This window comes from Saccharothrix australiensis, assembly GCF_003634935.1.
Lineage (GTDB): Bacteria > Actinomycetota > Actinomycetes > Mycobacteriales > Pseudonocardiaceae > Actinosynnema > Actinosynnema australiense.
Genome location: NZ_RBXO01000001.1, coordinates 3334404 through 3357508, shown reverse-complemented (window position 1 = coordinate 3357508; position 23105 = coordinate 3334404). Strand labels below are relative to the sequence as shown.

The 23105-nt window shown below is 70.5% G+C and carries 16 protein-coding genes; 13 read left to right on the top strand and 3 right to left on the bottom strand.

Going from position 1 to position 23105, the window contains the following annotated elements; genetic code table 11:
• The first annotated feature begins 47 nt into the window (after nucleotides 1–47).
• Both C8E97_RS36485 and C8E97_RS15275 read left to right on the top strand, forming a co-directional pair.
• Entirely contained in the window at nucleotides 48–2135 is a 2088-nt protein-coding gene (locus C8E97_RS36485; RefSeq protein ID WP_170211866.1) for a polyprenyl synthetase family protein, read from the top strand.
• 86 nt (nucleotides 2136–2221) lie between these two features.
• A complete protein-coding gene (locus C8E97_RS15275; protein ID WP_147455128.1) occupies nucleotides 2222–2932 on the top strand; it encodes a hypothetical protein in 711 nt (236 codons plus the stop codon).
• A gap of 144 nt (nucleotides 2933–3076) precedes the next feature.
• On the opposite strand, the gene C8E97_RS34595 is transcribed toward C8E97_RS15275, so the two are convergent.
• On the bottom strand, nucleotides 3077–3247 hold the full coding sequence (locus C8E97_RS34595; protein WP_170211865.1) for a hypothetical protein: 171 nt from the start codon (nucleotides 3245–3247) through the stop codon (nucleotides 3077–3079).
• 192 nt (nucleotides 3248–3439) lie between these two features.
• A complete protein-coding gene (locus C8E97_RS15270) occupies nucleotides 3440–3685 on the bottom strand; it encodes a hypothetical protein (protein ID WP_147455127.1) in 246 nt (81 codons plus the stop codon).
• A 240-nt stretch (nucleotides 3686–3925) separates the two neighbouring features.
• Between C8E97_RS15270 and C8E97_RS15265 the strand changes: the two genes are divergently transcribed.
• From C8E97_RS15265 to C8E97_RS15250, 4 genes are all read left to right on the top strand, one after another.
• Nucleotides 3926–4963 carry a polyprenyl synthetase family protein gene (locus C8E97_RS15265; protein WP_246018906.1) on the top strand — a complete coding sequence of 346 codons (1038 nt, stop codon included), beginning with the start codon at nucleotides 3926–3928 and terminating at the stop codon, nucleotides 4961–4963.
• Between the two features lie 171 nt (nucleotides 4964–5134).
• On the top strand, nucleotides 5135–6403 hold the full coding sequence (gene ispH, locus C8E97_RS15260) for a 4-hydroxy-3-methylbut-2-enyl diphosphate reductase (protein ID WP_121006089.1): 1269 nt from the start codon (nucleotides 5135–5137) through the stop codon (nucleotides 6401–6403).
• Nucleotides 6400–8280 carry a 1-deoxy-D-xylulose-5-phosphate synthase gene (locus C8E97_RS15255; protein ID WP_121006087.1) on the top strand — a complete coding sequence of 627 codons (1881 nt, stop codon included), beginning with the start codon at nucleotides 6400–6402 and terminating at the stop codon, nucleotides 8278–8280. The genes ispH and C8E97_RS15255 overlap by 4 nt, the downstream gene beginning before the upstream one ends.
• Entirely contained in the window at nucleotides 8277–9260 is a 984-nt protein-coding gene (locus C8E97_RS15250; RefSeq protein WP_147455126.1) for a terpene synthase family protein, read from the top strand. The genes C8E97_RS15255 and C8E97_RS15250 overlap by 4 nt, the downstream gene beginning before the upstream one ends.
• 84 nt (nucleotides 9261–9344) lie before the next feature.
• Here C8E97_RS15250 and C8E97_RS15245 read toward each other — a convergent pair whose 3' ends face one another.
• Entirely contained in the window at nucleotides 9345–10823 is a 1479-nt protein-coding gene (locus C8E97_RS15245) for an ABC1 kinase family protein (RefSeq protein WP_211347020.1), read from the bottom strand.
• Nucleotides 10824–11425: 602 nt separating this feature from the next.
• Between C8E97_RS15245 and C8E97_RS15240 the strand changes: the two genes are divergently transcribed.
• The 7 genes from C8E97_RS15240 to C8E97_RS15210 all read left to right on the top strand — a co-directional run bounded on the left by C8E97_RS15240 (nucleotide 11426) and on the right by C8E97_RS15210 (nucleotide 23093).
• Entirely contained in the window at nucleotides 11426–12769 is a 1344-nt protein-coding gene (locus C8E97_RS15240) for a tetratricopeptide repeat protein (protein WP_147455125.1), read from the top strand.
• A gap of 156 nt (nucleotides 12770–12925) precedes the next feature.
• Entirely contained in the window at nucleotides 12926–14110 is a 1185-nt protein-coding gene (ispG, locus tag C8E97_RS15235) for a flavodoxin-dependent (E)-4-hydroxy-3-methylbut-2-enyl-diphosphate synthase (RefSeq protein ID WP_425470526.1), read from the top strand.
• A 226-nt stretch (nucleotides 14111–14336) separates the two neighbouring features.
• Complete coding sequence (locus tag C8E97_RS15230; RefSeq protein WP_121006079.1) at nucleotides 14337–15362, top strand: terpene synthase family protein; 1026 nt, start codon at nucleotides 14337–14339, stop codon at nucleotides 15360–15362.
• A 161-nt stretch (nucleotides 15363–15523) separates the two neighbouring features.
• Entirely contained in the window at nucleotides 15524–16078 is a 555-nt protein-coding gene (locus C8E97_RS15225) for a hypothetical protein (protein WP_147455124.1), read from the top strand.
• Between the two features lie 304 nt (nucleotides 16079–16382).
• Nucleotides 16383–18923, top strand: a complete 2541-nt coding sequence (locus C8E97_RS15220; protein ID WP_342776219.1) for a tellurite resistance TerB family protein — start codon at nucleotides 16383–16385, stop codon at nucleotides 18921–18923.
• A complete protein-coding gene (locus tag C8E97_RS15215; protein WP_246018905.1) occupies nucleotides 18920–20302 on the top strand; it encodes an ATP-binding protein in 1383 nt (460 codons plus the stop codon). Before C8E97_RS15220 ends, C8E97_RS15215 begins: the two co-directional genes overlap by 4 nt.
• Nucleotides 20277–23093, top strand: coding sequence for a DEAD/DEAH box helicase (locus C8E97_RS15210; protein WP_121006073.1), 2817 nt, complete (start codon nucleotides 20277–20279; stop codon nucleotides 23091–23093). Before C8E97_RS15215 ends, C8E97_RS15210 begins: the two co-directional genes overlap by 26 nt.
• Nucleotides 23094–23105: the final 12 nt, after the last annotated feature.

The following is a 23105-nucleotide window of genomic DNA, read 5'->3' as shown; positions in this document are numbered from 1 at the left end:
CGGCGCGACAACGATCCACGACCACCGACAGGAAGGGAATGGACTTCGTGACCACCCCCAGCACGGTCAGCCAGCCGCCCCTGCCCGATGTCATCCACCGCGCTCGTGATTTCGCACGCAGCGGGTTGGAGGAGGCGCTGAGCCGACTCCACCCCGACCTGGCCAGGATCTGCGGTTACTACTTCGGGTGGAACGACGTCGAAGGCAATCCGACCCGTGGCCGCGGCAGCCGCTCGCTGCAGGCGGCCTTGGTGATGCTGGCCGCCGAGGCGAGCGGAGGAGACCCGGCCGACGCGGTCCCCGGCGCCGTCGCCGTCGAGCTCACCCACAACTTCTCCCTGTTGCACGACGACATCGCCGACGGCGACGAGGTCGTCCGGCGTGACCGGCCCACCGCCTGGCTCGCCTTCGGCGCCGGGCCCGCCATCGTGGCGGGCGACGCGCTCCTCAACGAGGCCGTCCGAGTCCTGGCCGCCACCGCGAATGCCGCGACGGCGGTGCGGGTGTTCACCGACGGCGTGGACCACATGATCCACGCCTGGGCGAGCGAACCGACCTTCGACCGCGCTCCGGCGCAGGACATCCGGCTGGACGCCTACTTGGACTGCTGTCGCGGAAAAGGCGGCGCGCTCCTGGGGACAGGCGCGCTCCTGGGCACCATCCTGTGCGGCAAGCCCGTCCACGACGGCGAGGCGCTGCGCCGCGCCGCCCACCACGCGGGCACCGCTTGGCAAGCCGTCAACGACCTGGAGAACATCTGGGGCAACGCCGCCCTGGTCGGCAAACCGGGCTTCCAGGACCTGCGGCTGCGCAAGAACACCCTCCCGGTCATCGCCGCCGTGCAGTCCGGGCACGCCGAGGTCCCGCGGCTCCGCGCCCTCCTGGCACAGGAGACGCTCCACGAACCGGATCTCCAGGCCGCCGCCGACCTCCTGGAACGGCTCGGGGGCAAGGCCGCCGCCGAGGAAGTCGCCCGAACACACCTGGGCCTGGCGCTGGGAGTGCTGGAGACCGTCGCCGTGCCCGCGCGGGTGCGCGAGGACCTGGCCGAGCTCCTGCAGTTCACCGTCACCCGGCGGCCGGGGGGCGATGCGGGACGGCCAGGAGACCGCGGGGAACCTCGTGCCACCTCGCGCCCCTCGGACTTCCTCGCCGTCGACGTGAACCTCGGCATCGGACGAAAGCAGAACGACATGTCGCACCCCGCCCCGCCGGCCATGCCGCTGCCCCGGCAGGAACACCCGCCCGTCGTGGACGACGTGCGCGAAGCGCACCTGTCGTGGCTGCACCGCCACGGCCTTCTGTCCCCTGGCGCAGCCACCGACCGGTACCTGAAAACCCGTGTCCCGGACATCGCCTCCTACTGCGACCCGGGCAGCGGGAGTCCGCTCCTGTCCTCCGACGTCTACGGATGGGTCTTCCAGTACGACGACTACATGGACAACGCCGCCCACGGCACGGTCGATCCCGCAGTGACCTCGGAGTTGGTGAGCATCCTGCACCACCCGCTCACGCCGACCCACCCGCTCACAGCGGCCTTCTCCGACCTGTGGGACCGGCTCCGCACCGGGATGTCCGACGCCTGGTGCCACCGCATGGCCTGGCTGTGGCAGGAATACCTCCACGGCAACTACACCGAGACCGCCGACCGCCGCGAAGGCCGTGTCCCGACCAGCTCCGAGCACCTCCGCATCAAGGACATGTCGATCTCCGTCCACGCGATGTTCGCGGTCGCCGAGCGCACGGGCGGGTTCGAGGTGCCCGTCGAGGTGTGGCACGCCGGCTACCTCGCCGCCCTGCGCCACCACGCCGCCCGCCACATCATCCTGACCAACGACATCCGGTCGTTCGACCAGGACGTGGCGGCACAGCGCGTCAACCTCGTATCGCTCATCATGGATGAGCAGGAGCTGACCTCTGCTCAAGCGATGCAGGTCGTCACGCAGCAGGCGGACCGCCACGTCCACGAGTTCTGCGCCCTCGGCGACCGGCTCGGGTCGTTCTGCGACCGCCTGAGCCTTGCCCGCGACACGTGCCACGTCGTCAGGCGGCACGTCGAGTCCCTTCGCCACTGGGTGCGGGGCTCTTACGACTGGTACGACATCACGAATCGCTACACGGCCGGAACCCGATGATCGGAGGGCGGCCGGTAGCCGCCGAAGGGGCACCCAGCGACGACCACCGCCCGGTTTTCTGCCCATACGACGCGAAGGAGGCCCCCTTGTTCGTGACATTGCTCGTCCTCGCCCTCGCGGCAGCAGTCTTGTGGGGACTGAGTTCCAGCCGCGCCGGCTTCCGGGATCGCACCTACAGCGTGCCCATCGGTTCGGTCTGCGTGTTCTTCTCGCTCGACGTGTCCATCGCCCTCGATCTGTACGACCGCTGGTTTCCCGCCGTGCCGATGTGGGCGCTCGGCATCGCGTTCGTGATCCCTGATGTCATCTTCGTGTACCAGATCATCGTGTACGGGCCGCGGCACTTCCCCCGAATCCCGGCGAAAACCTTCCGCGGGCTGTTCGTCCTGGCCATGGTGATCGGCGCCGGAATCGCTCCCGTGATCAGTCGAAGCCTGCACGACACGCACGGCGCCTACACATCGACGCTCGTCGTCTTCATCGTCTCGGTGTGCTATCCGATCATGCTGTACCACCGCGGCACGCTGGAGGGGCAGTCGGTCGTCACGGCCGGCCTGTGGCTGATCATCGCCGGCACCGGACCGACCGCTTTCCTGTTCGCCCCCTCCGAACTGCACTTGACCGATCGCTTGCTGCTCGGCTACTTCGCAGCCGCCTCGGTCGTCTTCGCCGCGTTCCACCTGGGCCTGGTCGTGCGTATGCGCGGCGGCGAACGCGGACGAGCGCGAGCGGCGCACTCCCAGGGTGCGGAGTCCGCGCGAGGGCCGGGAGGGAGTTCGGGGCCGGCAGGACACTGATCGACCACCGCCGGTCAGGTCCGCGGGGACGGCGTCACCACCGTCCCCGCCCGGCGGTTTGTCGCGGTTGCCGCCGTGGACGCCATGCCTCGCGGCGGGTTTGATCGATCTCTCCGAGGGATGCGCCGGGCGGGCCGGAAGCGGTCAACGGCGACGTGCCCGGGCGGCGAAAAGAAGCCATGCCATGAGCGTGAGTGCGAGCATCGCCCAGCCGACCTCGGTCGGCCACCACGCCGGGTCCGCCAGCGACAAGAGCGTCAAGCCGGCGGCCGTGAAGGCGAAAGGGGCATGTGACGAGAGATCCTCGGCGCTCATGGCGCTGTCCTCCCCGGTCCGATCCGGTCGGGCAGTCGAGCTTCGTCGCCGGCAGGAGGTCGCCACCTCACGTCCGCGGTCGCCCAAGCCGGCGACGGGCCGACCGGTTGACCGGCCGCCCCGTCACAGCCGCACGGGCCGGAGGACCGGGGTGACATCGTCCCGGGTCGACTCGGCGACGGCACCCTGGAACTACTTGGTGGACCGGGTCGGCTCACGCGAGGTGTCCGAGGACGAGGACAGGTGCCGCACCAGCAACGCCATCTGTTCGGTGAGGGCGTCCAGCTGCTCGCTGTTCCGCCTCGCCCACTTGCGCGCGCTGCCCTTCTTCCTCTTCTTGCTCTTGAAGGTGCGCCGGCCTGCCTTCCGGAAGTCCCTGCTGACGTCGTCGAGGCGGTCGAACATGTTGTCGAAAAGGTTCTTCCTGCGTTTCGCCACGAGCCCTCCCTTCACTTCTGGTACGGGGTCCCCAGTAGACGTCACCGCGTGGCGACCCGGCAACCCCGTCGACCGGCCGGCTGTTGAATGTGTTGAATTCCGAGGTTTTCGCCCGGTGTTCAACACACTCAACTCCGGGCGGCCGGGAGACCTTGCCTTTCGGTCGAGGTATCGCCTGTAATCGGTGCATCGTTTGTCCCGCCGCACTCGACGGGCACCACCGGAAGAGGAGGCGTTGTCGTGACGACGAGCGGTGTCTCGACACATCGGGAAGCGTTGTCGGCGCTGCGCCGGGCGTGGGAAGTGGTCGAGCCGCGGATGCGGACGTCGTTGGACGAGTTCTGCCCGGCGTTCCGGACCGTCGTGGGCTACCACCTCGGTTGGTGTGACGCCGCCGGGGAGCCCGTGTCGGCCGGTGGCGGCAAGGCCGTGCGGCCGGCGTTGGCGCTGTCCGCGGCGCAGGCGCTGGGTGCGGCGGAGCAGGCGGCGGCCGACGCGGCGGTGGCGGTGGAGCTGGTGCACAACTTCTCGCTCGTCCACGACGACGTGATGGACGGCGACGAGCGGCGGCGGCACCGCGGAACCGTGTGGTCGGTGTTCGGCATCCCCACCGCGATCCTGGCGGGTGACGTGATGCTGATGGCGGCACAGCAGGTGCTGCTCTCCGGTGGACATCCCGTGGCGACGCGTGCGCTGGCGGTGTTGGGCGACACGGTGCAGCAGATGCTGTACGGGCAGATGTTGGACATCAGCTTCGAATCCCGGCAGGACGTGGCGTCGGACGACGTCCTGATCATGACGGAGGGCAAGACCGCATCCCTCATCCGGTGCGCGTGCACGTTGGGGGCGATGTACGGCGATGGCGGGCCGGACGAGGTCGCGGCGTTGGGGGACTTCGGACGTCACCTGGGGATGGCGTTCCAGTACGTCGACGACCTGTTGGGCATCTGGGGCAGGCCCGACCGCACCGGCAAGCCGGTGTGGTCGGACCTGCGGGCCCGCAAGAAGTCGCTCCCGGTGGTGGCGGCGCTGTCCGGCGGCACCGCGGCGGGGCGGGAGCTCGCCCGGCTGTACGGCAGCCCGGCCGCGTTGTCGGATGACCAGCTCGTCGCGGTGGCCGAGCTGGTCGACGAAGCCGGGGGCAGGTCCTGGGCACGGGCGCGCGCGGACCGGCACCTTCAGGAGGCGTTGTCGTGCCTGGAGGCGGTCGACGCCGACCCGCGCGCCGTGCGGGTCCTGGTCGCCATCTCGCGCCTGATCACCGACCGCGACGGCTGACCACGCCGGCAGCCGCCGACGCGGTCCCGCCGCGATCACGCGGACCACGCGGCGGCGTCCGGTCCCGGGCTGGTCGTCGACCGCCGTCCGGGGCCGGCGGCGGTGTCGAGATGGCCGGCACGCGCCGCTTCCGGAGAAGACCGTCTCAGCGACGAGGACGAGGTGTGATCCATGAGCGCCCGAACGCCTGACCACCACATCACCGAGACGCCGATCGACGGGGTGGTCGACAGCGAGGTCGTGGTGGCCACGGCAGTCTTCACCCCGGGTGGCGAACCGGTGCACTGCCCGGCCGCCGGGCTGCTGTGGGGTGAGCTGCGCAGGCAGGGGTTCGACGCCAGGCTGGGCGCGGTGGCCACCGACCGGCCAGGCGACGGGGACGCGGCCACCCTGCTGGTCGCCAGGACCCCTGTCGACGGGCACGGCCTCGCCGTGGCGGTTGCCGACCACGCCGTTGGCGCCAGGGCCGCGGCACGGTCGGCGTTGCGCACCGCGGCCGGGGTGTTCGGGCCGCGGCGGGTGCTGTTGGCTTCCCCCCGTTCGTTCTGCGCGGGCGTGGAGCGGGCGATCGAGATCGTCGAGAAGGTGTTGGCCAAACACGGTCCGCCGGTCTACGTGCGCAAGCAGATCGTCCACAACGTCCATGTGGTGCGAGACCTGGAACGACGGGGCGTGGTCTTCGTGGACGAGATCGACACCGTTCCCCCCGGCGTGCCGGTGGTGTTCTCGGCGCACGGTGTTTCCCCGGCGGTGCACTCCGCGGCGCTGGCCCGGGGGCTGGACGTCGTCGACGCCGCCTGTCCCCTGGTGACCAAGGTCCACGCGGAGGCGCGGCGCTTCGCGCAGCGCGGCGACACGGTCGTGTTCATCGGGCACGCCGGGCACGAGGAAACCGAAGGCACCCTGGGAGAAGCTCCCGGCCGCGTGGTGCTGGTGGAGAACGTCGCCGACGTGGCCACCCTGCGGGTTCCCGATCCGGCGCGGGTGTCCTACCTGACGCAGACCACCCTGGCGGTCGACGAGACCGAGGAGGTCATCGGAGCCCTGCGGGAGAGGTTCCCCGCCATCCGAGGACCCCGTTCCGAGGACATCTGCTACGCCACCACCAATCGGCAGAACGCGCTCCGGGCCGTCGTTCGCGACGCCGACGTGATGCTGGTCGTCGGATCGGTCAACTCCTCCAACTCGCAGCGGCTGGTGGAACTCGCCCGCCGGGACGGCACACCCGCCCACCTGGTCGACGACGCGACGGACATCCGATGGGAATGGCTGGTCGGGGCGGAGGCGATCGGGCTCACCGCGGGGGCCTCGGCTCCCGGCGGCATCGTCGAGGAGGTGGTGGCCGCCTTGGCGGGCCTGGGACCGGTGGACGTGGAGGACCGCCAGGTCACCCGCGAGGACATCCAGTTCGCCCTGCCACGCAAGGTAGCCACCTCATGACCACCAGCCCGGCCGTTCGACCGACCACCTCCGTCCTGGCGGGCGTCGACAGCCCCGCGGACCTGCGCGCGCTGCCGCGGGACCGCTTGGCGTCGCTGGCCGAGGAGATCCGCCTGTTCCTGGTCGACCGGGTCAGCCGCGCCGGCGGCCACCTGGGGCCCAACCTCGGTGTGGTGGAGTTGACGATCGCGCTGCACCGGGTGTTCGACTCGCCCTCCGACCGGATCGTGTTCGACACCGGTCACCAGGCGTACGTGCACAAGATCCTCACCGGACGTCGCGCCGGGTTCGGGCGGCTGCGTCAGGGCGGTGGCCTGTCGGGCTACCCGAGCAGGAGCGAGTCCGACCACGACGCCGTGGAGAACTCGCACGCCTCGACCGCCTTGTCCTACGCGGACGGCTTGGCCCGGGGCTTCGCGTTGCGCGGCCAGTCGCACCGCCGCGTGGTCGCGGTCGTCGGTGACGGCGCGTTGACCGGGGGCATGGGCTGGGAGGCGTTGAACAACCTGGGCACCGACGACGCGGCGCCGGTGATCGTCGTGCTCAACGACAACGGCCGATCGTACGCGCCCACCCGCGGTGGTCTGGCGCGACACCTCGCCGAGCTGAGGCGCGCGGCCGGGGATCGGCACAGCGGGCCGAACCTGTTCCAGGACCTGGGACTGGCCTACCTGGGGCCGGTGGACGGCCACGACGTCGACGCGGTCGAGGCCGCGCTGCGCCGGGCCGCGGCGTTGGGGTGCCCGGTGGTCGTGCACTGCGTGACGGTCAAGGGGCAGGGGTACGCGCCGGCGGAAACCGACGAGGCGGACCGCCTGCACGCCGTGGGCGTGGTCGATCCCCGAACCGGGAGGCCGACATCGGTGTCACCGCGCGACTGGACGTCGGTGTTCGCCGAGCGGATCGTCGACATCGGGCGCCGGCGACCGGAGGTCGTCGCGATCACCGCGGCGATGCTGCGTCCGACCGGGCTGCTCGGCTTCTCCCGGGAGTTCCCGGACAGGGTCTTCGACGTCGGCATCGCCGAGCAGCACGCGGTCACCAGCGCCGCCGGCCTGGCGATGGCGGGCCTGCACCCGGTGGTCGCGGTGTACGCGACGTTCCTCAACCGGGCCTTCGACCAGGTGTTGATGGACGTGGCGCTGCATCGCCTCCCGGTGACGTTCGTGCTCGACCGCGCGGGCGTCACGGGCCCGGACGGGGCCAGCCACCACGGCGTGTGGGACCTGTCGTTGCTGGCCGCGGTTCCCGGTCTGCGGGTCGCCGTGCCCCGTGACGCCGCTCGTCTGGCGACCCTGCTCGACGCCGCGACGGCCACCGACACCGGCCCGACGGCCTTGCGCTTCCCCAAGGGTGCGGTGGGGGCGGACATCCCCGCGGTCGCGGAAGTCGACGGCATCGACGTCCTGCGGACCGCGCGGGACGCCAGGGTGCTGCTGACCGGCTTGGGCCCCCTGGCACGGGTCTGCCTGGAGGCCGCCGAACTGCTGGCCCGGCACGACATCGGCGCGACGGTGGTGGACCCGTTGTGGGCCGTGCCGCTCAACCCGTGCCTCCCGCGGATGGCCGCCGCACACGAGTTGACCGTCACCGTGGAGGACAACGTCGAGACCGGTGGGTTCGGCGCGCGCCTGGCGCACCAAGCCGCCGCGTCCCCCCGTCCGGGCAGGGTGCGCACGGTGTCGTTGCCGCACGCGTTCCTGCCCCACGATTCCCGCGACGCCCTGCTGGCCCGAGCGGGGTTGGACGCCCGGTCGATCGTCCGGACCGTGCTGACGAGCCTGCGCCCCGGTACCGCGGACCTGCGCGGCACGGCGGTCCAGACGCATGACCGCCTCCACCCCCTGCGGTCGGCCCGCCGAACCGCGCGGTCGTGACCCACGCCCGCGGCACACCTCCACGTCCCCCGTTCTGGTGCCCGTTCCCCGCGAGGCCGCACCCGCTGGCGGCGCAACTGGTCGACGGCAGTGCCCGATGGGCGCGGGACATGGGCCTGGCCGCGTCCTCGACGGTGTTCGCGGACACGGCCCTGCCGAGGGGCGTGTCCGGCCTCGGCCCCTATCTCGACCCCGCCGGTGGAGCCGGGACCGCCCAACTGGCGAGCGACTTCGTCGAGTGGTCCTTCGCCCTGGAGGCCGCCGCGCGCCAGGACTTCTCCCGCCCCGACGTGGAGGACTTCCCGGCCCTGGCCCAGCGGTTGCTCGGCGTGCTCCAGCGCCCCGGGGCACGAGGGGCGGGTGGCGGTCCTCTGCCGCGGGCGCTGGCGGACCTGTCGCGACGCGTCGAGCGGTTGCACCCGTCCGCCGTCGACGCCTGGACCGCCCGCGTGCGCAACCACGTCGTGGCCCGGCGCTGGGAGTACGGGTGCCGCTCCCGACACGGGGTTCCCGGCTTCGGGCACTACGTGACCCGGCGGCGGTCCGGTATCGCCGCGCTCTGCGTCCTCACCCTGCCCCGCCGGTCCGACCCGGGGCTCGGGTCATCCGCGACGCTCGCCGCACGACGACTCGCCCTGGCCGCGGTCGACGTCATCGGCCTGGACCACGATGTGGCGTTGTACCCGTTGGTGTTGCGCAGCGGCCCTTTCCCGCTCAATGCCGCCACCTGCATCGAGAGGCACGAGGGGCACCCGTGGGACGTCGCGATCTACCGAACGGTCCAGCGCCGCGACGAGATCATGGCGGCGTTCGTCAGAGGTTGCGAGTTCCTCGACCGACGGGCGGACACCGCGCTCCGGTCGACGTTGTCGCGTTTGCGGGACTGCGTCAGCGGCCACATCGCCTGGCTGCGCCGCTCGGGGCTCCCCCGGCTGCCCCCGCGACCCCGGTGTGCGGCGGACGCCGTCGACGACTGGTGACACCGGCGTCCCCGTGGGGCCGGCGGGAGCGCCGGAGGCCGCGGCACGGTCGTCGGCCCGCGTCCGATACGGGCTGTCGGCGCCCTATCGGCGGGTGCGAAGCGTCCACACCCAGGCGATCAGGATGCCGAGGCCGATGTACATCATGTTCGCCGCGTGGCCGACCTCCTGGTAGCCCCTGCCCTTGAGCACCCCCAGCTGGATGGTGACGTCGCGGTTGTTGAGATCGCGAGTGATCTTCCGCAGGTAGTCCAGCGCGCTCGTGCCGCCGATCACGAGGTCCAGCGCGAACCGCGCCGCCTGCTTCTTGGACAGGACTTCGGAGAAGAGGTCGCCCATGATCTCGACCATCGCGTCCTCGAAGACGTCGACCATGGACAGCTCGGGAGCCAGGTTGCGCACCGAGCCCTCGACGTTGGCGAACGACTTGCCCAGCAGGGAGATGTGCGGGCTGGTGTGGACGCCGCGCCTGGTCGCGTACATGAGGATGGTGCTGAGGGTGACCCCGAAGTTCAACTCCTCCAGCGAGGCCGAGGAGATCTTCGGGATGAGCATCGACATGTCGCCGGAGAAGCCGTGCAGGTCGGCCCGCGAGGTGGCGTGCCCGAGCTCGATCCAGCTGCGGGCGGTCGCCGGCGCGTCGTTCTGCGCGATGCTGAGCAGTACCAGGATGAGCACCATGCCCAGGTGGCGGTCGATCTTCCCGACCATTCCCCAGTCGATGATGTTGGCTTTCTTCCCGGGGTGCACGAAGATGTTGCCGGGGTGCGGGTCCGCGTGGAACACGTGTTCGGAGAAGTAGCCGCGGTACATGAAGGCGAGGAGGTCCCGACCGATTTTCTTGCGCTCCTTCCCGGAGAACGCGTTCGGGTCGGCGTCACCGATGGACACACCGGGGGCCAATGTCTGCACCAACACCCTCGGGGTCGCGTCGATCACCTTGGGCACGGTCAGGTGCTTGAACTCCTTGACCACCCGGCGGGCGTCGACCATGTTCTGCGCTTCGAGGGTGAAGTCCAGCTCCGGCTGCATACCGTTGAAGATGACCTGCAGCATCGCGTCGAGGTCGATCAGTTCGTTGAAACGCGGTGCCAACCGGCCCACGAGTCGGGCGACCCGGCGCATCTTCTTCATGTCCTGGAGGACCTGCGACCGTATCCGGGGGCGTTGGATCTTCACCACCGCGTCGCCACCGTCGTCCATCGTGACCCGGTACACCTGCGCGAGGGAGGCGGACCCCAGGGGTTTGACGACGTCGATGGTCCTGAGCCGCAGGCGCCAACTGGGTATCTCCTGGTCCAGGATCGCGGCGAACTCCCCGAACGGGCTGGGCGTCACGTCGTCGTGCAACTTCTCCAACTCGTCGATCAGCACATCGGAGACGAGGTCGGGCCGGGTGGACAGGATCTGGCCGAGCTTGACGTAGAACGGGCCCAACCGCTCGAGCGCGACCCGGACGGCCCGCGCTCGCCGCCGCTCCTTGTCCTCGACGGGCGTGTCCTGGGTCGGTTCCGACCCCGCCGATTGGCGCGAGACGGCGCCCGCGGCGATGTTGCCCGCCACGTCCATCAGCAGTCGCGAACGGCTCTTCTTCTTCGGGGGTCCCGGCGCGTCCGCCGTCCGTGCGTTGTCGACCGTGTCCTCGCTGTAGGCGGTCAGAACGCATCACTCCCCGAGGAGACCGTACGGCCGACGCCTCGTCGACCGGCCCGGAACCACCATCCCCAGCATTCGAGCAGGAGGCATCGGGATTCACAACCCGTGGCGTCGACCGGGTGTTGAACCCGTTGAACCGGATGCCCGCCGTTCGGGCCCACAATGCCCGGATTCACCGCGGTCCACTGCGGCGACCGGACGACGAGGAGCTGTGGCCGTCCGTGAAAGAACACCTGTGCAGCGGCGGTGGTGCGACCTGCCGCCAACTGAGCGCCGGACGTCGCCCTACTGCCGTTCGGCGTAGCCCGTCTCCGGCACACGATCCATTCGCCCCCAATGGTTGTAACTGCCGGTTCACTCCAACGCCGCTTGCAGGGAAATCCCTCGACATCTTGACTGTAAGCGCCCCACGTTCCCAGCTAAGCGGACCAGGACTTGTGTGCCCCAACATTCCCGCACACCTGGATAGCCGTGCGAATTGAGATGGAATGTGCACCGGTAGGAGTTCCATGTCACCGAGGAACCGCACCGAGAATTCCCTCCTACGCGCCCTTGTGAACGAGGCCAGATGGACCAACCACAATCTTGCCCTGGCCGTCAACAGGGTCGCGGCCGAATCCGGAATCACCCTGCGCTACGACCGGACCACCGTGTCCCACTGGTTGTGGGGCACCAGACCGCGGCCCCACGTCGCCGCATTCATCGCCGAGGCGCTGTCACGCCGCCTGGACCGTTTCGTCAGCACCGCCGACATCGGCATGACCGACGCCGCCCCCGACGCCACGACGTCGACCTGTGACGAGCCGTCCGGCACCACCGCGCTGCACGCCCTGGTGACGGCTGACCTGGACCCCGTACGTCGATCGCGGTTGTACCAGCAGCCGTTCCGGCTCGACTGGGCCGTGACCGGCCCGTGGCACCCGACCGGCTCCGAGCGGCCGAGCCACCACCACGGCGTGCCGCAGTCCCCCACCGGCCACACGGCGGCACTCGTCGCCATGACAGCCGCCTTCGCCTCGACCGATCAGGCGTTCGGGGGCGACATCGGCCGGTCCGCGCTCAAGGCGTACCTGGCCACCGACGTCCTGACCTGGCTGCGGTCGTCGTCCGGCGGGCAGGAGCGCCGAGAACTGCTGGCCGCGGCGTCGGCCCTGACGCGCCTGATGGGGTTCAAGTGCTTCGACAGCCTGCACTGCAACCTCGCCCAACGGTACTACCGGGTGTCACTGCGCTTGGCCGAGGAGGCAGGCGACACCCTGGGCCACGGCGAAACCCTGTTCTACATGGGCATCCAGGCGAGCTTCCTCGGCCACCACTCCCGGGCTGCTCAACTGGTGAGCGCGGCGCTCTACCGGACGAAGGGCGTGGCGCCACCCGAAACCCATGCCGCGTTCCTGGGGCAGGCCGCGGTGGCCTACGCCGCTCTCGCCTGCAGCAGGGAGGCGACCACCTTCCTCTCCCACGCGGAGCGGCAAGTGGAGAAGATCGACACCGTCAGTCGGCCGGGCCAGACCCCCCAGGCCGACCTTGCCTATCGCGTCGGCCAGGCGATGCTGCTGTCGAAGAACTACCGCGAGTCCGAGCGCTGGCTGCTCCGGTCGCTGGGGCATCGGCCGGGGAGGGAGCGCCGGTCCCGGATGCTCACCGCGCACCTGCTGGCCGATTCGCAGTTGGCGCAAGGACAAGTCGAGAACGCCTGTGCGGCCTGGCGAGGTTTTCTCGAAGATTATCCGTACATGCACTCCGGTCGAGTGGACCGCGCCATCATGGTGCTGCGCAGGAGACTGCAGCGCTATCGCGGGAACCCCGCCGTGGAACGAGTTCTGAGCCAAGCGATGCCACGTGCCGGGTAGCGCGGGCGGCAGCTCTTCTTCAACCGGTTCAACACCAAGCCCTGGCGGTCGCGACCGGCGCCGCCGTACCGTCGAAAAAGCGCGGACGAGCACCTGCTCCCAGCGCGGCCGAACGACTTCGTGCGCGGCCTGACGACTTCGTGGAGGGTTCGTATCATGGTGTCCGTTCCGCTGCCCGATCCGGCATTGCCGCCTCCCGTGCTGTCGGAGCGGCGCAAGACCCGGCAGTTGATGGTCGGGTCGGTCGGGGTGGGCAGTGAGTTCCCGGTGTCGGTGCAGTCGATGACGACGACCGTGACGGCGGATGTGAACGCGACGTTGCAGCAGATCGCGGAGTTGACGGCGGCGGGCTGTGACATCGTGCGGGTGGCGTGCCCGTCGCAGGACGACGCGGACGCGTTGGCGGAGATCGCGCGCAAGTCGCAGATCCCGGTGATCGCGGACATCCACTTCCAGCCCAAGTACGTGTTCGCGGCGATCGAGGCGGGGTGCGCGGCGGTCCGGGTGAACCCCGGCAACATCAGGAAGTTCGACGACAAGGTGCGGGAGATCGCCGCCGCGGCGCGTGACCGGGGCACGCCGATCCGGATCGGGGTGAACGCGGGGTCGTTGGACCCGCGGTTGCTGGCCAAGCACGGCAAGGCGACCCCGGAGGCGTTGGCGGAGTCGGCGTTGTGGGAGGCGTCGTTGTTCGCCGAGCACGACTTCCACGACCTGAAGATCAGTGTGAAGCACAACGATCCGGTGGTCATGGTGCGGGCCTACGAACTGTTGGCCGAGCGGTGCGACTACCCGTTGCACCTGGGGGTGACCGAGGCGGGTCCGGCGTTCCAGGGCACGATCAAGTCGGCGGTGGCGTTCGGTGCGTTGTTGCGGCAGGGCATCGGGGACACGATCCGGGTGTCGTTGTCCGCGCCGCCGGTGGAGGAGGTCAAGGTCGGTCACCAGATCCTGCAGTCGCTCAACCTGCGTCCGCGCAAGCTGGAGATCGTGTCCTGCCCGTCCTGTGGTCGGGCCCAGGTGGACGTGTACACGTTGGCGGAGCAGGTCACGGCGGGTCTGGAGGGGTTGGAGGTGCCGCTGCGGGTCGCCGTGATGGGCTGTGTGGTCAACGGTCCCGGTGAGGCGCGGGGGGCGGACCTGGGTGTGGCGTCGGGCAACGGCAAGGGCCAGATCTTCGTCAAGGGCGAGGTGGTCAAGACCGTGCCCGAGCACCGGATCGTGGAGACCCTCATCGAGGAGGCCATGCGCATCGCCGAGGAGGGCGGTGACACCCCCGCGCCGGGGCCGCCGACGCGAGTTCGGCCGAATTCGAGTGGCACCCGTGGGGATACTGCATGACGGCACCCGGCTTGCCCCACGGGAATCTTTCGCATTCGTCGCTCCCGCGCGACCCCGCACTCGTCATCGCCCCCGGTGGCCGATCGTAGTCGACGCCGAGTCGGCCGTCCGCCGGCTGCGGCGCAGGCGAGCACACCACCCGAATTCTTCGGGTTCTGCCCATGTCATCCCCGAGGCCGGCTGCGCCACCGAAGCGAGCGGTACCGGGCCGGACGACAGGAGTATCATGCCCGTTTCAGGACTGGAAATCCCGTTCGAGGTCCGCATGGCGCCCTTCGTCGAGCAGGCCCGTTACCACGGCATCCGCTGGGCACGCCGCATGGGCATGGTGAAGAGCGATGAGGCGGCCGACTACTGGCACGCCGCCATGATGCCCGAACTGGCCTGCCTGCACTGGGCGCAGGCCAATCAACGAAGCGTCGAGTTGGCGGTCGACCTCATGACCTTCTACTTCTTCCTCGACGACCAGTTCGACGTGGCGCTGGGATGGGACCCGCAAGCCGTCCTCCGCGTGGTCGAGCCCTTGAACCGGATAACCTTCACGGGCGGTGTCACGGATCGAACCGAGCCCATCTACGTCGCCTTCGCCGACATCTGGTCCAGGGTCGTCCAGGGCATGTCCGCCGGCTGGTGCCAGCGGATGGCCGCGCATTGGCGGGATTTTTTCAACGGCCAGTTCTTCGAAGCTGCCCACCGCAAGCTCGGGACCACCTACGACCTGACCGAGTACAAGCAGTGCCGACACTTCAACGTGGGTGTGCAGTCCACCCTCGACCTCACCGAGCGGATCGGGGAGTACGAGGTGCCGGAGGAGATCAAGTTCCATCCACACCTGTGGCTGATGAGGAAGAACATCGCCCGCACGACATCGATGAGTAACGACCTGCAATCCTACGAAAAAGAGGCGGGAGCCGACAACAGGACGGACAACATCGTCTTCGTCGTCAGTCGCACCCTGGGCATCCCGGTAGCGGAAGCCGCGGAACGGGTGCGCGCCGACGCGCACGACCAGCTGCGCGACTTCCTGCGGCTCGAAAGCGAACTGCCGCAGGTCGTCGACGCCCTCGGCCGGGACACCTACGGCGAGGTGGTCGAGTTGTACGTCGAAGGGCTCAAAGCGACCATGGTGGGGTACGACACCTGGGGAAACATGTCGTACCGCTACCAGCGGGACGATTTCACCCCCGCCGCGGTGCTCGCACATCTCGAAGACCTGACGGGCGTGACGAATCCGCTGTCGGAACGCCGCTGACCATGCGCCCGGCGCGTTGACCGCGTCGATCGACCGGAGAACAAGGTGCCGAGCGCGTGCCCCCACCCCGCCGGGGCAACCTGCGCCAAACTCACCGGGTGACTCCAACCGCTGTAGAACCCCGGGTCCTGCTGATCGACTTGGAGAACAGCGTCGGTGCGGTGCGACCGCGACGGCGCGTCCTGCAAGTCCGCGTGGAGGCACTGCTGGCCGCGGCCGGGCCGGTGCACCACGCGGTCGCCGGGTACGGCGGGGCGGACCTGGCCGACGACCCGACCGCCTCGATGCTCGCCGAGTCGCACGTGTCCGCACTGCGCGTGACACCGTCGGCGAACGCGGCAGAGGAAGCACTGCTCGCACACGCCCGCCGCGTGCACGCCTCACTCGGCTGCCGGACCTTCGTCGTCGCCTCGGGCGACCACCGCTTCGCCGACCTGGCCGACCTGGGCCGACTGGAGGTGGTGGCCTGGGACGGACAGGCAGTCGCCGTGCGCCTGGAGGACGCGGCCCACCGCATCCACCGCATCCCCCGACCGGGCGGCACCCCTGCCGAAACGGTCGACCCGGGGCCACTCGACACCGACGTCGCAGCCGAGACCGCGCCAATGCCGGCCGTGGACCGCAGCGCCCGAACGATGGCGACCGCGCTGCTGACCGGGATCGGCATCGGCATCGGACAACGCCTGGTCGACCTGCTACTACCCCGCCGGCGGTGAGCCGGGTCGCTGTTCCGGACAGCACGGACACCAACGGACTTCCCCGGCGTCTACCGGTACACCGAGCACGCACTGCCCGGTTCACCGCTGGACACCGAGAACCCCGCTGAAGCCGTGCACCCGTCCTTACCTCATCACGACGGCGGCGAAGGGAGCGCACCAGGACCGCCGACCGCAGCACCAACGTGACTCGCCAGAACCGGACGACGGCGGACCTCAACCCACGATTCACCCATTCGGCCGCTAACACTGACCCGAGCCGATACGACGTAGCCGCTGATAACGTCACCGCGGACGGGCCGTAATGCGCGGCAGTGGAAGGCTTGGGGGCCAGGTGGGGCTGTTCGAGAAGCTGAAGCGCAAACTCGCGATCAGACCCGCCTCACCGCCGCCGATGCCCCCACCGGGCCCGCCGCCGCACCCTGCGATGCCGTGGCCACCACAAACTCCCCCGCCACAGGCGCCCCCGCCGTACCCACCGGCGCCGTACCCACCGGGGCCGCAGCCTCCCGGCCAGTACCCCGTCGCACCGCAGCCGTCCGCCGGGTACCCGCCCGTGCCGCAAGCACCCGTGCCACAAGCGCTCTTGCGGCAGCCCACCGCGCCCCAGCCCACCGCGCCCCAGCCGCCCGCGCCGCAGGTTCCCGCGCCGTACCCGCCCGCACCGCCGCAAGACCCCGCACCCCGGCCGCAAGCGCCCGCGTCCCCGCCAGCCGCGCCACCACCGCCCGCACCGCCGGCGTCCCCGGTCCGCACCAAGACCGGCAAGCCGAGTTGGGTCCCGGCCGGCACGACGGTCCGGGTGGACGGGCGCGAACTGCCGGGCGGGATGCTCTACTTCGGGAAGCTCCACCGTTCCGAACGAGTGGACGACCGCCACGTCGAGGTGATCGACCCGACGCTGCCGGTCGACTGGAAGAAGCCCGACCTCCTGGGTCGGAGCATGGGCTACTGGCCCGCCTACCACTCGATCACCCCGCAGGCCAGGGCGGCATACCTGAGCTGGTTGCAGGGCGGGAAGCGGGACCCGGACGCGTACATCGGCCACGTGTTCCTGTACTTCTACGGCCTGGAACGGCGCGCGCTGGTCGACGCACGCCACGACCCGGCCGCGCAGGCCGACCTGCCGGCCATCCTCGACGAGGTCGTCCGCCTGCGCTCCCTCTACGGTGACAACCGCTCGTTCCACGGGTACGCGACCGGTTTCGAACAGGTCCTGCGCCTGCTCCTGAGCGACGGGAACGAGGCGCCGCCCGATCCCGCCGAGCACGACCACTGGCAACCTCCGGCCGCCCTGCGCGCGGGCATCGGCCGGTTCGCCGACGCGAAGCGGCCCGTCCCGGCGGACTGGGCCTGGTCGTGGGCGATGAGCCACCCCGACATCTACCCGAGGACACCGGCCAAGCGGTGCCCGGACGAGTTCCGCGAGTTGTTCACCACCCGCTACCGGGCACGGCACGGCGAAGGTCTCGTGGTGCGCCCGTTGAAGGCGCGGGTGACCGTGGACTACCGGCCCGCCAGCGGGGGGCTCGACACGGTGACCGTGACCGCGGACCTGCCGGACGTCATCACGGCGGCGGCGCCGACGAAGGCGCTCAAGGCGCTGGTCGAGTCCTGCTCGGACGACCTGGACGCCTACAGCCGCCTGCTCGGCCGGCAGCCCGAGGCGGCCGGGACGCTGCCCGCGTTGGCGCTGCTGCCCGACGAGCTGTTCACCGCCGCGCCGGACGGCCTGGCACCCGTGCGCGAACTCGTCGCACGTGTCCTCCCCGACGGCGTGCGGCAGGCGCGCTTCGAACTGGCGGACCTGACGTCGCTGTGGCCCGCGCGGACGCCGGGCAAGTTCGTCAAGGCCGACGCGGTGGGTGTCGCGCAGTTGCTCGACCGGTTGGGCGTCGGGCTCGAACCCGACGTGCGGATGGGCGGGCCGGTGCAGAGCGCGGGACCGGCCGTGCTGTTCCGGCTCACCGCCGCGCAGCCGGCGACCGCGACGCCCGAGTACGTCGCGGCGACGACGCTGCTGCACCTGGCCGCCGTGGTCTCCGCCGCCGACGACGACGTGTCCGCCGCCGAACGCGACCACCTGGTCTCGCACCTGGAGTCGAGCCTGCACCTGACGCCGGGTGAACGGCTCAGGCTGATCGCCCACCTCGACTGGCTGTTGGCGTCGACGCTGAAGCTGACCGGGCTGACCAAGCGGTTGGGCGCGTTGACCACCGCGCAGCGAGCCAGGGTCGCCGGGTTCGCCACCGCCATCGCCGCGGTGGACGGCGTGGTCTCGCCCGCCGAGGTCGACACGCTGCGCAAGATCTACAAGCTGCTGGGACAGGAGCCGGACTCGGTGTACGCCGAACTGCACGCCCTCGCCGCGTCGGCCCGTCCCACGCCCGCCACCGACCCCGTCGTGGTGCTGCCCGCGAGCACCGGGCCGTCCGGCTACCTCCTGCCACCGGCACCGGAGGTGCGCGCGGAGCCGACCGGGGCCGTGCGCCTCGACCCGGCGCTGGTCGAGGCGAAGATGCGGGAGAGCGCGGCGGTGGCGGCCCTGCTCTCGGACGTCTTCGAGGACGAGCCCGAGGAGGCGCCGCCCGCCCCGGTCGTCGCCGTGGCGGCCGTCGGGCCCTTGGACGCCGCGCACTCGGCCTTGGTGCGGGTGCTGGTGACGCGGACGTCCTGGTCCCGCGCCGAGTTCGAAGCCCGTTGCGCCGAGGCTGGTCTGCTGCCCGAGGGCGCGCTGGACGTGGTGAACGAAGCGGCGGTGGAGGTCTCCGACGAACCGCTGATCGAGGACGACGGCGACGGGTTCGTGATCAACGACTACGCAAGGGGAGAACTGCTCGCATGAACGACACGCGCATCCGGCCTCGTGACCGCGACGCGATCATCCAGTCGCTCCGGGCCGGTGTCGTGCCACGCTCGGGGCACCAGCACGTCCAGGTCGGGCGGATGCGCGAGGTCGACTCGTTGCTGCGCGACCTCGACCGGGTCGCCGACGGCGGCTCCACGGCCCGCTTCGTGATCGGCGAGTACGGTTCGGGCAAGACGTTCTTCCTCAACCTGATCAGGTCAGCCGCGTTGAAGAAGCGCCTGGTGACCCTGCACGCGGACCTCGCGCCCGACCGCCGCCTGCACGCGACCGGCGGCCAGGCCCGCGGTCTGTACGCGGAACTGGCCCGCAACGCGTCCACGTCGGCCAAGCCGGACGGCGGCGCGCTGGCGGGAGTGGTCGAGCGGTTCGTGTCCCAGTCCCTGTCCACCGCGCGCGAACGGGGCAGCTCCCCGGAAAGCGTCATCCGGGAGCGCATGGGTGAGCTGTCCGAACTGGTCGGCGGGTACGACTTCGGTACCGTGGTCGAGGCTTACTGGCGCGGGCACGACACCGGCAACGAGCAGCTCAAGATCGACGCGGTGCGCTGGATGCGCGGTGAGTTCACCACCAAGACCGAGGCGCGAACCGCGCTGGGCGTGCGCACGATCGTGGACGACGCGAACTTCTACGACCAGCTCAAGCTGCTGTCCCGGTTCGTGCGCATGGCCGGGTACAGCGGGCTCCTGGTGTGCCTGGACGAGATGGTCAACCTCTACAAGCTGACCTCGTCACAGGCCCGCTCGGCGAACTACGAGCAGATCCTGCGGATCGTCAACGACAGCCTCCAGGGCATCAGCACCCACATCGGCTTCCTGTTCGGCGGCACGCCGGAGTTCCTCATGGACACCCGGCGCGGCCTGTACTCCTACGAAGCGCTCCAATCGCGCTTGGCGGAGAACGCGTTCGCCACCGACGGCTTGGTGGACCACTCCGGACCGGTGCTGAGGCTGAGCAACCTGACGCAGGAGGACTTCTACGTCCTGCTCACCAAGCTGCGCCACGTGCACGCCTCGGGCGACCCGGCCCGGTACCTGGTGCCGGACGAGGCGCTGCACGCGTTCATGCGGCACTGCTCGAAGAACATCGGCGACGCCTACTTCCGCACGCCGCGCACCACGATCCGCGAGTTCCTCAACCTGCTCTCCATCCTGGAGCACAACCCCGGTCAGCCCTGGGAACCACTCGTCGGCGGTGTGCGCTTGGCGGCGGAGTCCAATCCCGACCTCGAACCGCTCGAAGCGCCGACGTCGGGCGGCGAGCGGCTGAACGGCGGGAGTGCGAACCACGGGGGCCTGGCCGACCAGGGCCACGGCGACGAGGGTGTGGACGATGAGCTGGCCACCTTCCGACTCTGAGGGCAGCCAACCGTCCTCGCAGTTCTTCCGGCTGCACGAGAAGGTCCGCCGCTGGGTCCACCGAAGGGGGTGGCAGGCCCTCAACGACGTGCAGGAGCGCGCCATCCCCCTGGTGCTCAAGGGCACCGAGGACGTGATCGTGTCGGCGGCCACCGCGTCGGGCAAGACGGAGGCGGCGTTCCTGCCGATCTGCTCGGCGCTGCTCGACGAGGTGGACGACGGCGGCATCCGGGTGCTGTACGTGTCGCCGCTCAAGGCGCTGATCAACGACCAGCACCGCCGCCTGGAAGAGCTGTGCGCGGACCTCGGGCTGCCGGTGCACCGCTGGCACGGCGACGTGCCCCGCTCCGCCAAGGTGAAGGTGCTCGACCGGCCGGACGGCATCCTGCTGATCACCCCGGAGTCACTGGAAGCGATGTTCGTGTTGCGCGGCATGGAGGTCGGCCGGCTGCTGCGCGCGCTGCGGTGGATCGTGATCGACGAGATGCACTCCTTCCTGGGGACCGAGCGCGGTGCCCAGCTCCAGTCGCTGCTGCACCGCGTCGAGCTGGCCACCCGCCGCCGCGTGCCTCGCGTCGGGCTGTCGGCCACGTTGGGCGACATGGCGTCCGCGCGGGACTACCTGCGGCCGGGCCGGCGTGCCGAGGTCCACCTGCTCACCTCCGAGCACCAGGGCGCCGGGGCGAAGGCGATCATCCGCGGCTACATCGGCCAAGCGACGTCCACTGAGGACGGTGATGCGGACGAGCGCACCTCCGTCGAGCAGATCAGCGAGCACCTGTTCGCGAAGCTGCGCGGCGGCAACAACCTGGTGTTCTTCGACCGGCGCGGCGACGTCGAGCTCTACGCCGACCGCCTGCGCCGCCGCAGCGAGGAACGCGCCGTGCCCAACGAGTTCTTCCCCCATCACGGCAGCCTTGCCAAAGAGGTCCGCGAGCACGTCGAGGAACTGCTCAGGAGCAACCGGCCGGTCACCGTGTTGTGCACCTCGACGCTGGAGATGGGCATCGACATCGGCACCGTCACCTCGGTCGCCCAGATCGGCGCACCGCCGTCGGTCGCCGGCCTGCGCCAGCGGCTCGGCCGGTCCGGGCGGCGCGGGCAGCCCGCCGTGCTGCGCCTGTACGTGACCGCCGAGGAGATCACCGCCGACATCACGCCCCAGGACGAACTGCGGGCCGAGCTGTTCCAGGCCGTCGCGACGATGAGCCTGCTCGCCGACCACTGGTACGAGCCGCCGGACACCTCCTCGCTGCACCTGTCGACGCTGGTCCAGCAGGTCCTGTCGGTCATCGCCCAGCACCAGGGCGCACGACCGGTCGAGCTGTTCCGGTCGCTGTGCGCCGGTGGCCCGTTCGCCCGGGTCGACCAGGCCACCTTCGTCGCCCTGCTGCGCGACCTCGGCCGGGCCGAACTGGTCCAGCAGGAACCCGACGGGCTGCTCCTGCTCGGCCGGGTGGGCGAGCGCATCGTCAACCACCACTCGTTCTACTCGGTGTTCGCCGACAAGCAGGAGTACCGACTGGTCCACGGCACGCGAACGCTGGGTGCCCTGCACCTGACCACACCCACGCCGATCGGCGCACTGATCATCTTCGCGGGACGGCGCTGGCGCATCCTCTCGCTCGACGAGCGCGCGTCGCTCATCGAGGTCGAACCCTCGCGCGGAGGCCGCGCACCGAGGTTCAAGGGGGTCGCCGCCGAGATCCACGACGGCGTCCGCCGCCGGATGCGCGAGGTCTACGAATCCGACGACGTGCCCGGTTACCTCGACGCCACCGCCCAACGGCTCCTCGACGAGGGTCGCGCCACCTACCGCCGCCTCGGCCTCGCCACCACACCGGCGCTCGCCGCCGGCGACAGCACGATCGTGTTCCCGTGGCGCGGGGACCGCATCCTCGACACCCTCGTCGCCTGGCTGACCGTGGCCGGTGTGGAGGCGGTCCGCGACGGCGTCGCGCTCACCGTGCTGAAGTGCACGCCCGCCCAGCTGCGCGCGGTGTGCCGGCAAGTGCTCTTGGAGGACCGCACCACCGCCGAAGACGTCGCCGCCGCACTGCCGGACACCGTCGTCGACAAGTACGATGCCCACTTGGGCGACGACTTGCGCATCCGCGCTTACGCCGCAGGCCACCTGGACATGGCGGGAGCCCGCGCGACGCTGGCCGAACTGATCGAGCGCCTGCCCGAAGCAGACGGGGACATCATCACCGGCGCGCCGCCGCCGATCCCGCGCCGCATCGCCGCCGTCCCGGCCGAGTACGCCGTCGTGGACGTCGAAACCACCGGCTTCGCCGCACGTGGCCGTGACCGGGTCATCGAAGTCGCCGTCGTGCGCGTCGCCGGTGACGGCACCGTGCTGGACGAGTGGAGTTCGCTGGTCGACCCGCGCCGCCGGCTGCGCGCGACGAGCGTCCACGGGATTACCGAGGCCGACCTCACCGGCGCACCCACCTTCGCCGACCTGGCACCGGTCCTCGCCGCGCGGCTGGCCGGCGCCGTCGTCGTGGCCCACAACGCCCCGTTCGACATGGGTTTCCTCGACGCGGAATTCAGCCGCACCGGCCACCCACCGGCCGCCGTCGCGACGCTGTGCACGATGAAGCTGGACAACCGCGTCCACCGGACGGGCCACCGCCGCCTGCGCGACTGCCTCGCCGCAGCCAACCTGCTCGACACCCACGACACAGCCCACCGCGCCCTTCCGGACGCCAAGGCCACCGCGAACCTGCTCCGCCACTACCTGATCCACGCACCGGCCGAGGTGCGCGCCACCATCACCGGCCCGTAGCGGACGAGCGAC

Excerpts from the sequence above, each read along its gene's own strand:
- C8E97_RS15215 (WP_246018905.1), top strand. The coding sequence starts at position 18,920 with ATGAACGACACGCGCATCCGGCCTCGTGACCGCGACGCGATCATCCAG.
- C8E97_RS15240 (WP_147455125.1), top strand. The coding sequence starts at position 11,426 with ATGTCACCGAGGAACCGCACCGAGAATTCCCTCCTACGCGCCCTTGTG.
- ispG (WP_425470526.1), top strand. The coding sequence starts at position 12,926 with ATGGTGTCCGTTCCGCTGCCCGATCCGGCATTGCCGCCTCCCGTGCTG.
- C8E97_RS34595 (WP_170211865.1), bottom strand. The coding sequence starts at position 3,247 with ATGAGCGCCGAGGATCTCTCGTCACATGCCCCTTTCGCCTTCACGGCC.
- C8E97_RS15210 (WP_121006073.1), top strand. The coding sequence starts at position 20,277 with ATGAGCTGGCCACCTTCCGACTCTGAGGGCAGCCAACCGTCCTCGCAG.
- C8E97_RS15230 (WP_121006079.1), top strand. The coding sequence starts at position 14,337 with ATGCCCGTTTCAGGACTGGAAATCCCGTTCGAGGTCCGCATGGCGCCC.
- C8E97_RS15255 (WP_121006087.1), top strand. The coding sequence starts at position 6,400 with ATGACCACCAGCCCGGCCGTTCGACCGACCACCTCCGTCCTGGCGGGC.
- ispH (WP_121006089.1), top strand. The coding sequence starts at position 5,135 with ATGAGCGCCCGAACGCCTGACCACCACATCACCGAGACGCCGATCGAC.
- C8E97_RS15220 (WP_342776219.1), top strand. The coding sequence starts at position 16,383 with ATGCGCGGCAGTGGAAGGCTTGGGGGCCAGGTGGGGCTGTTCGAGAAG.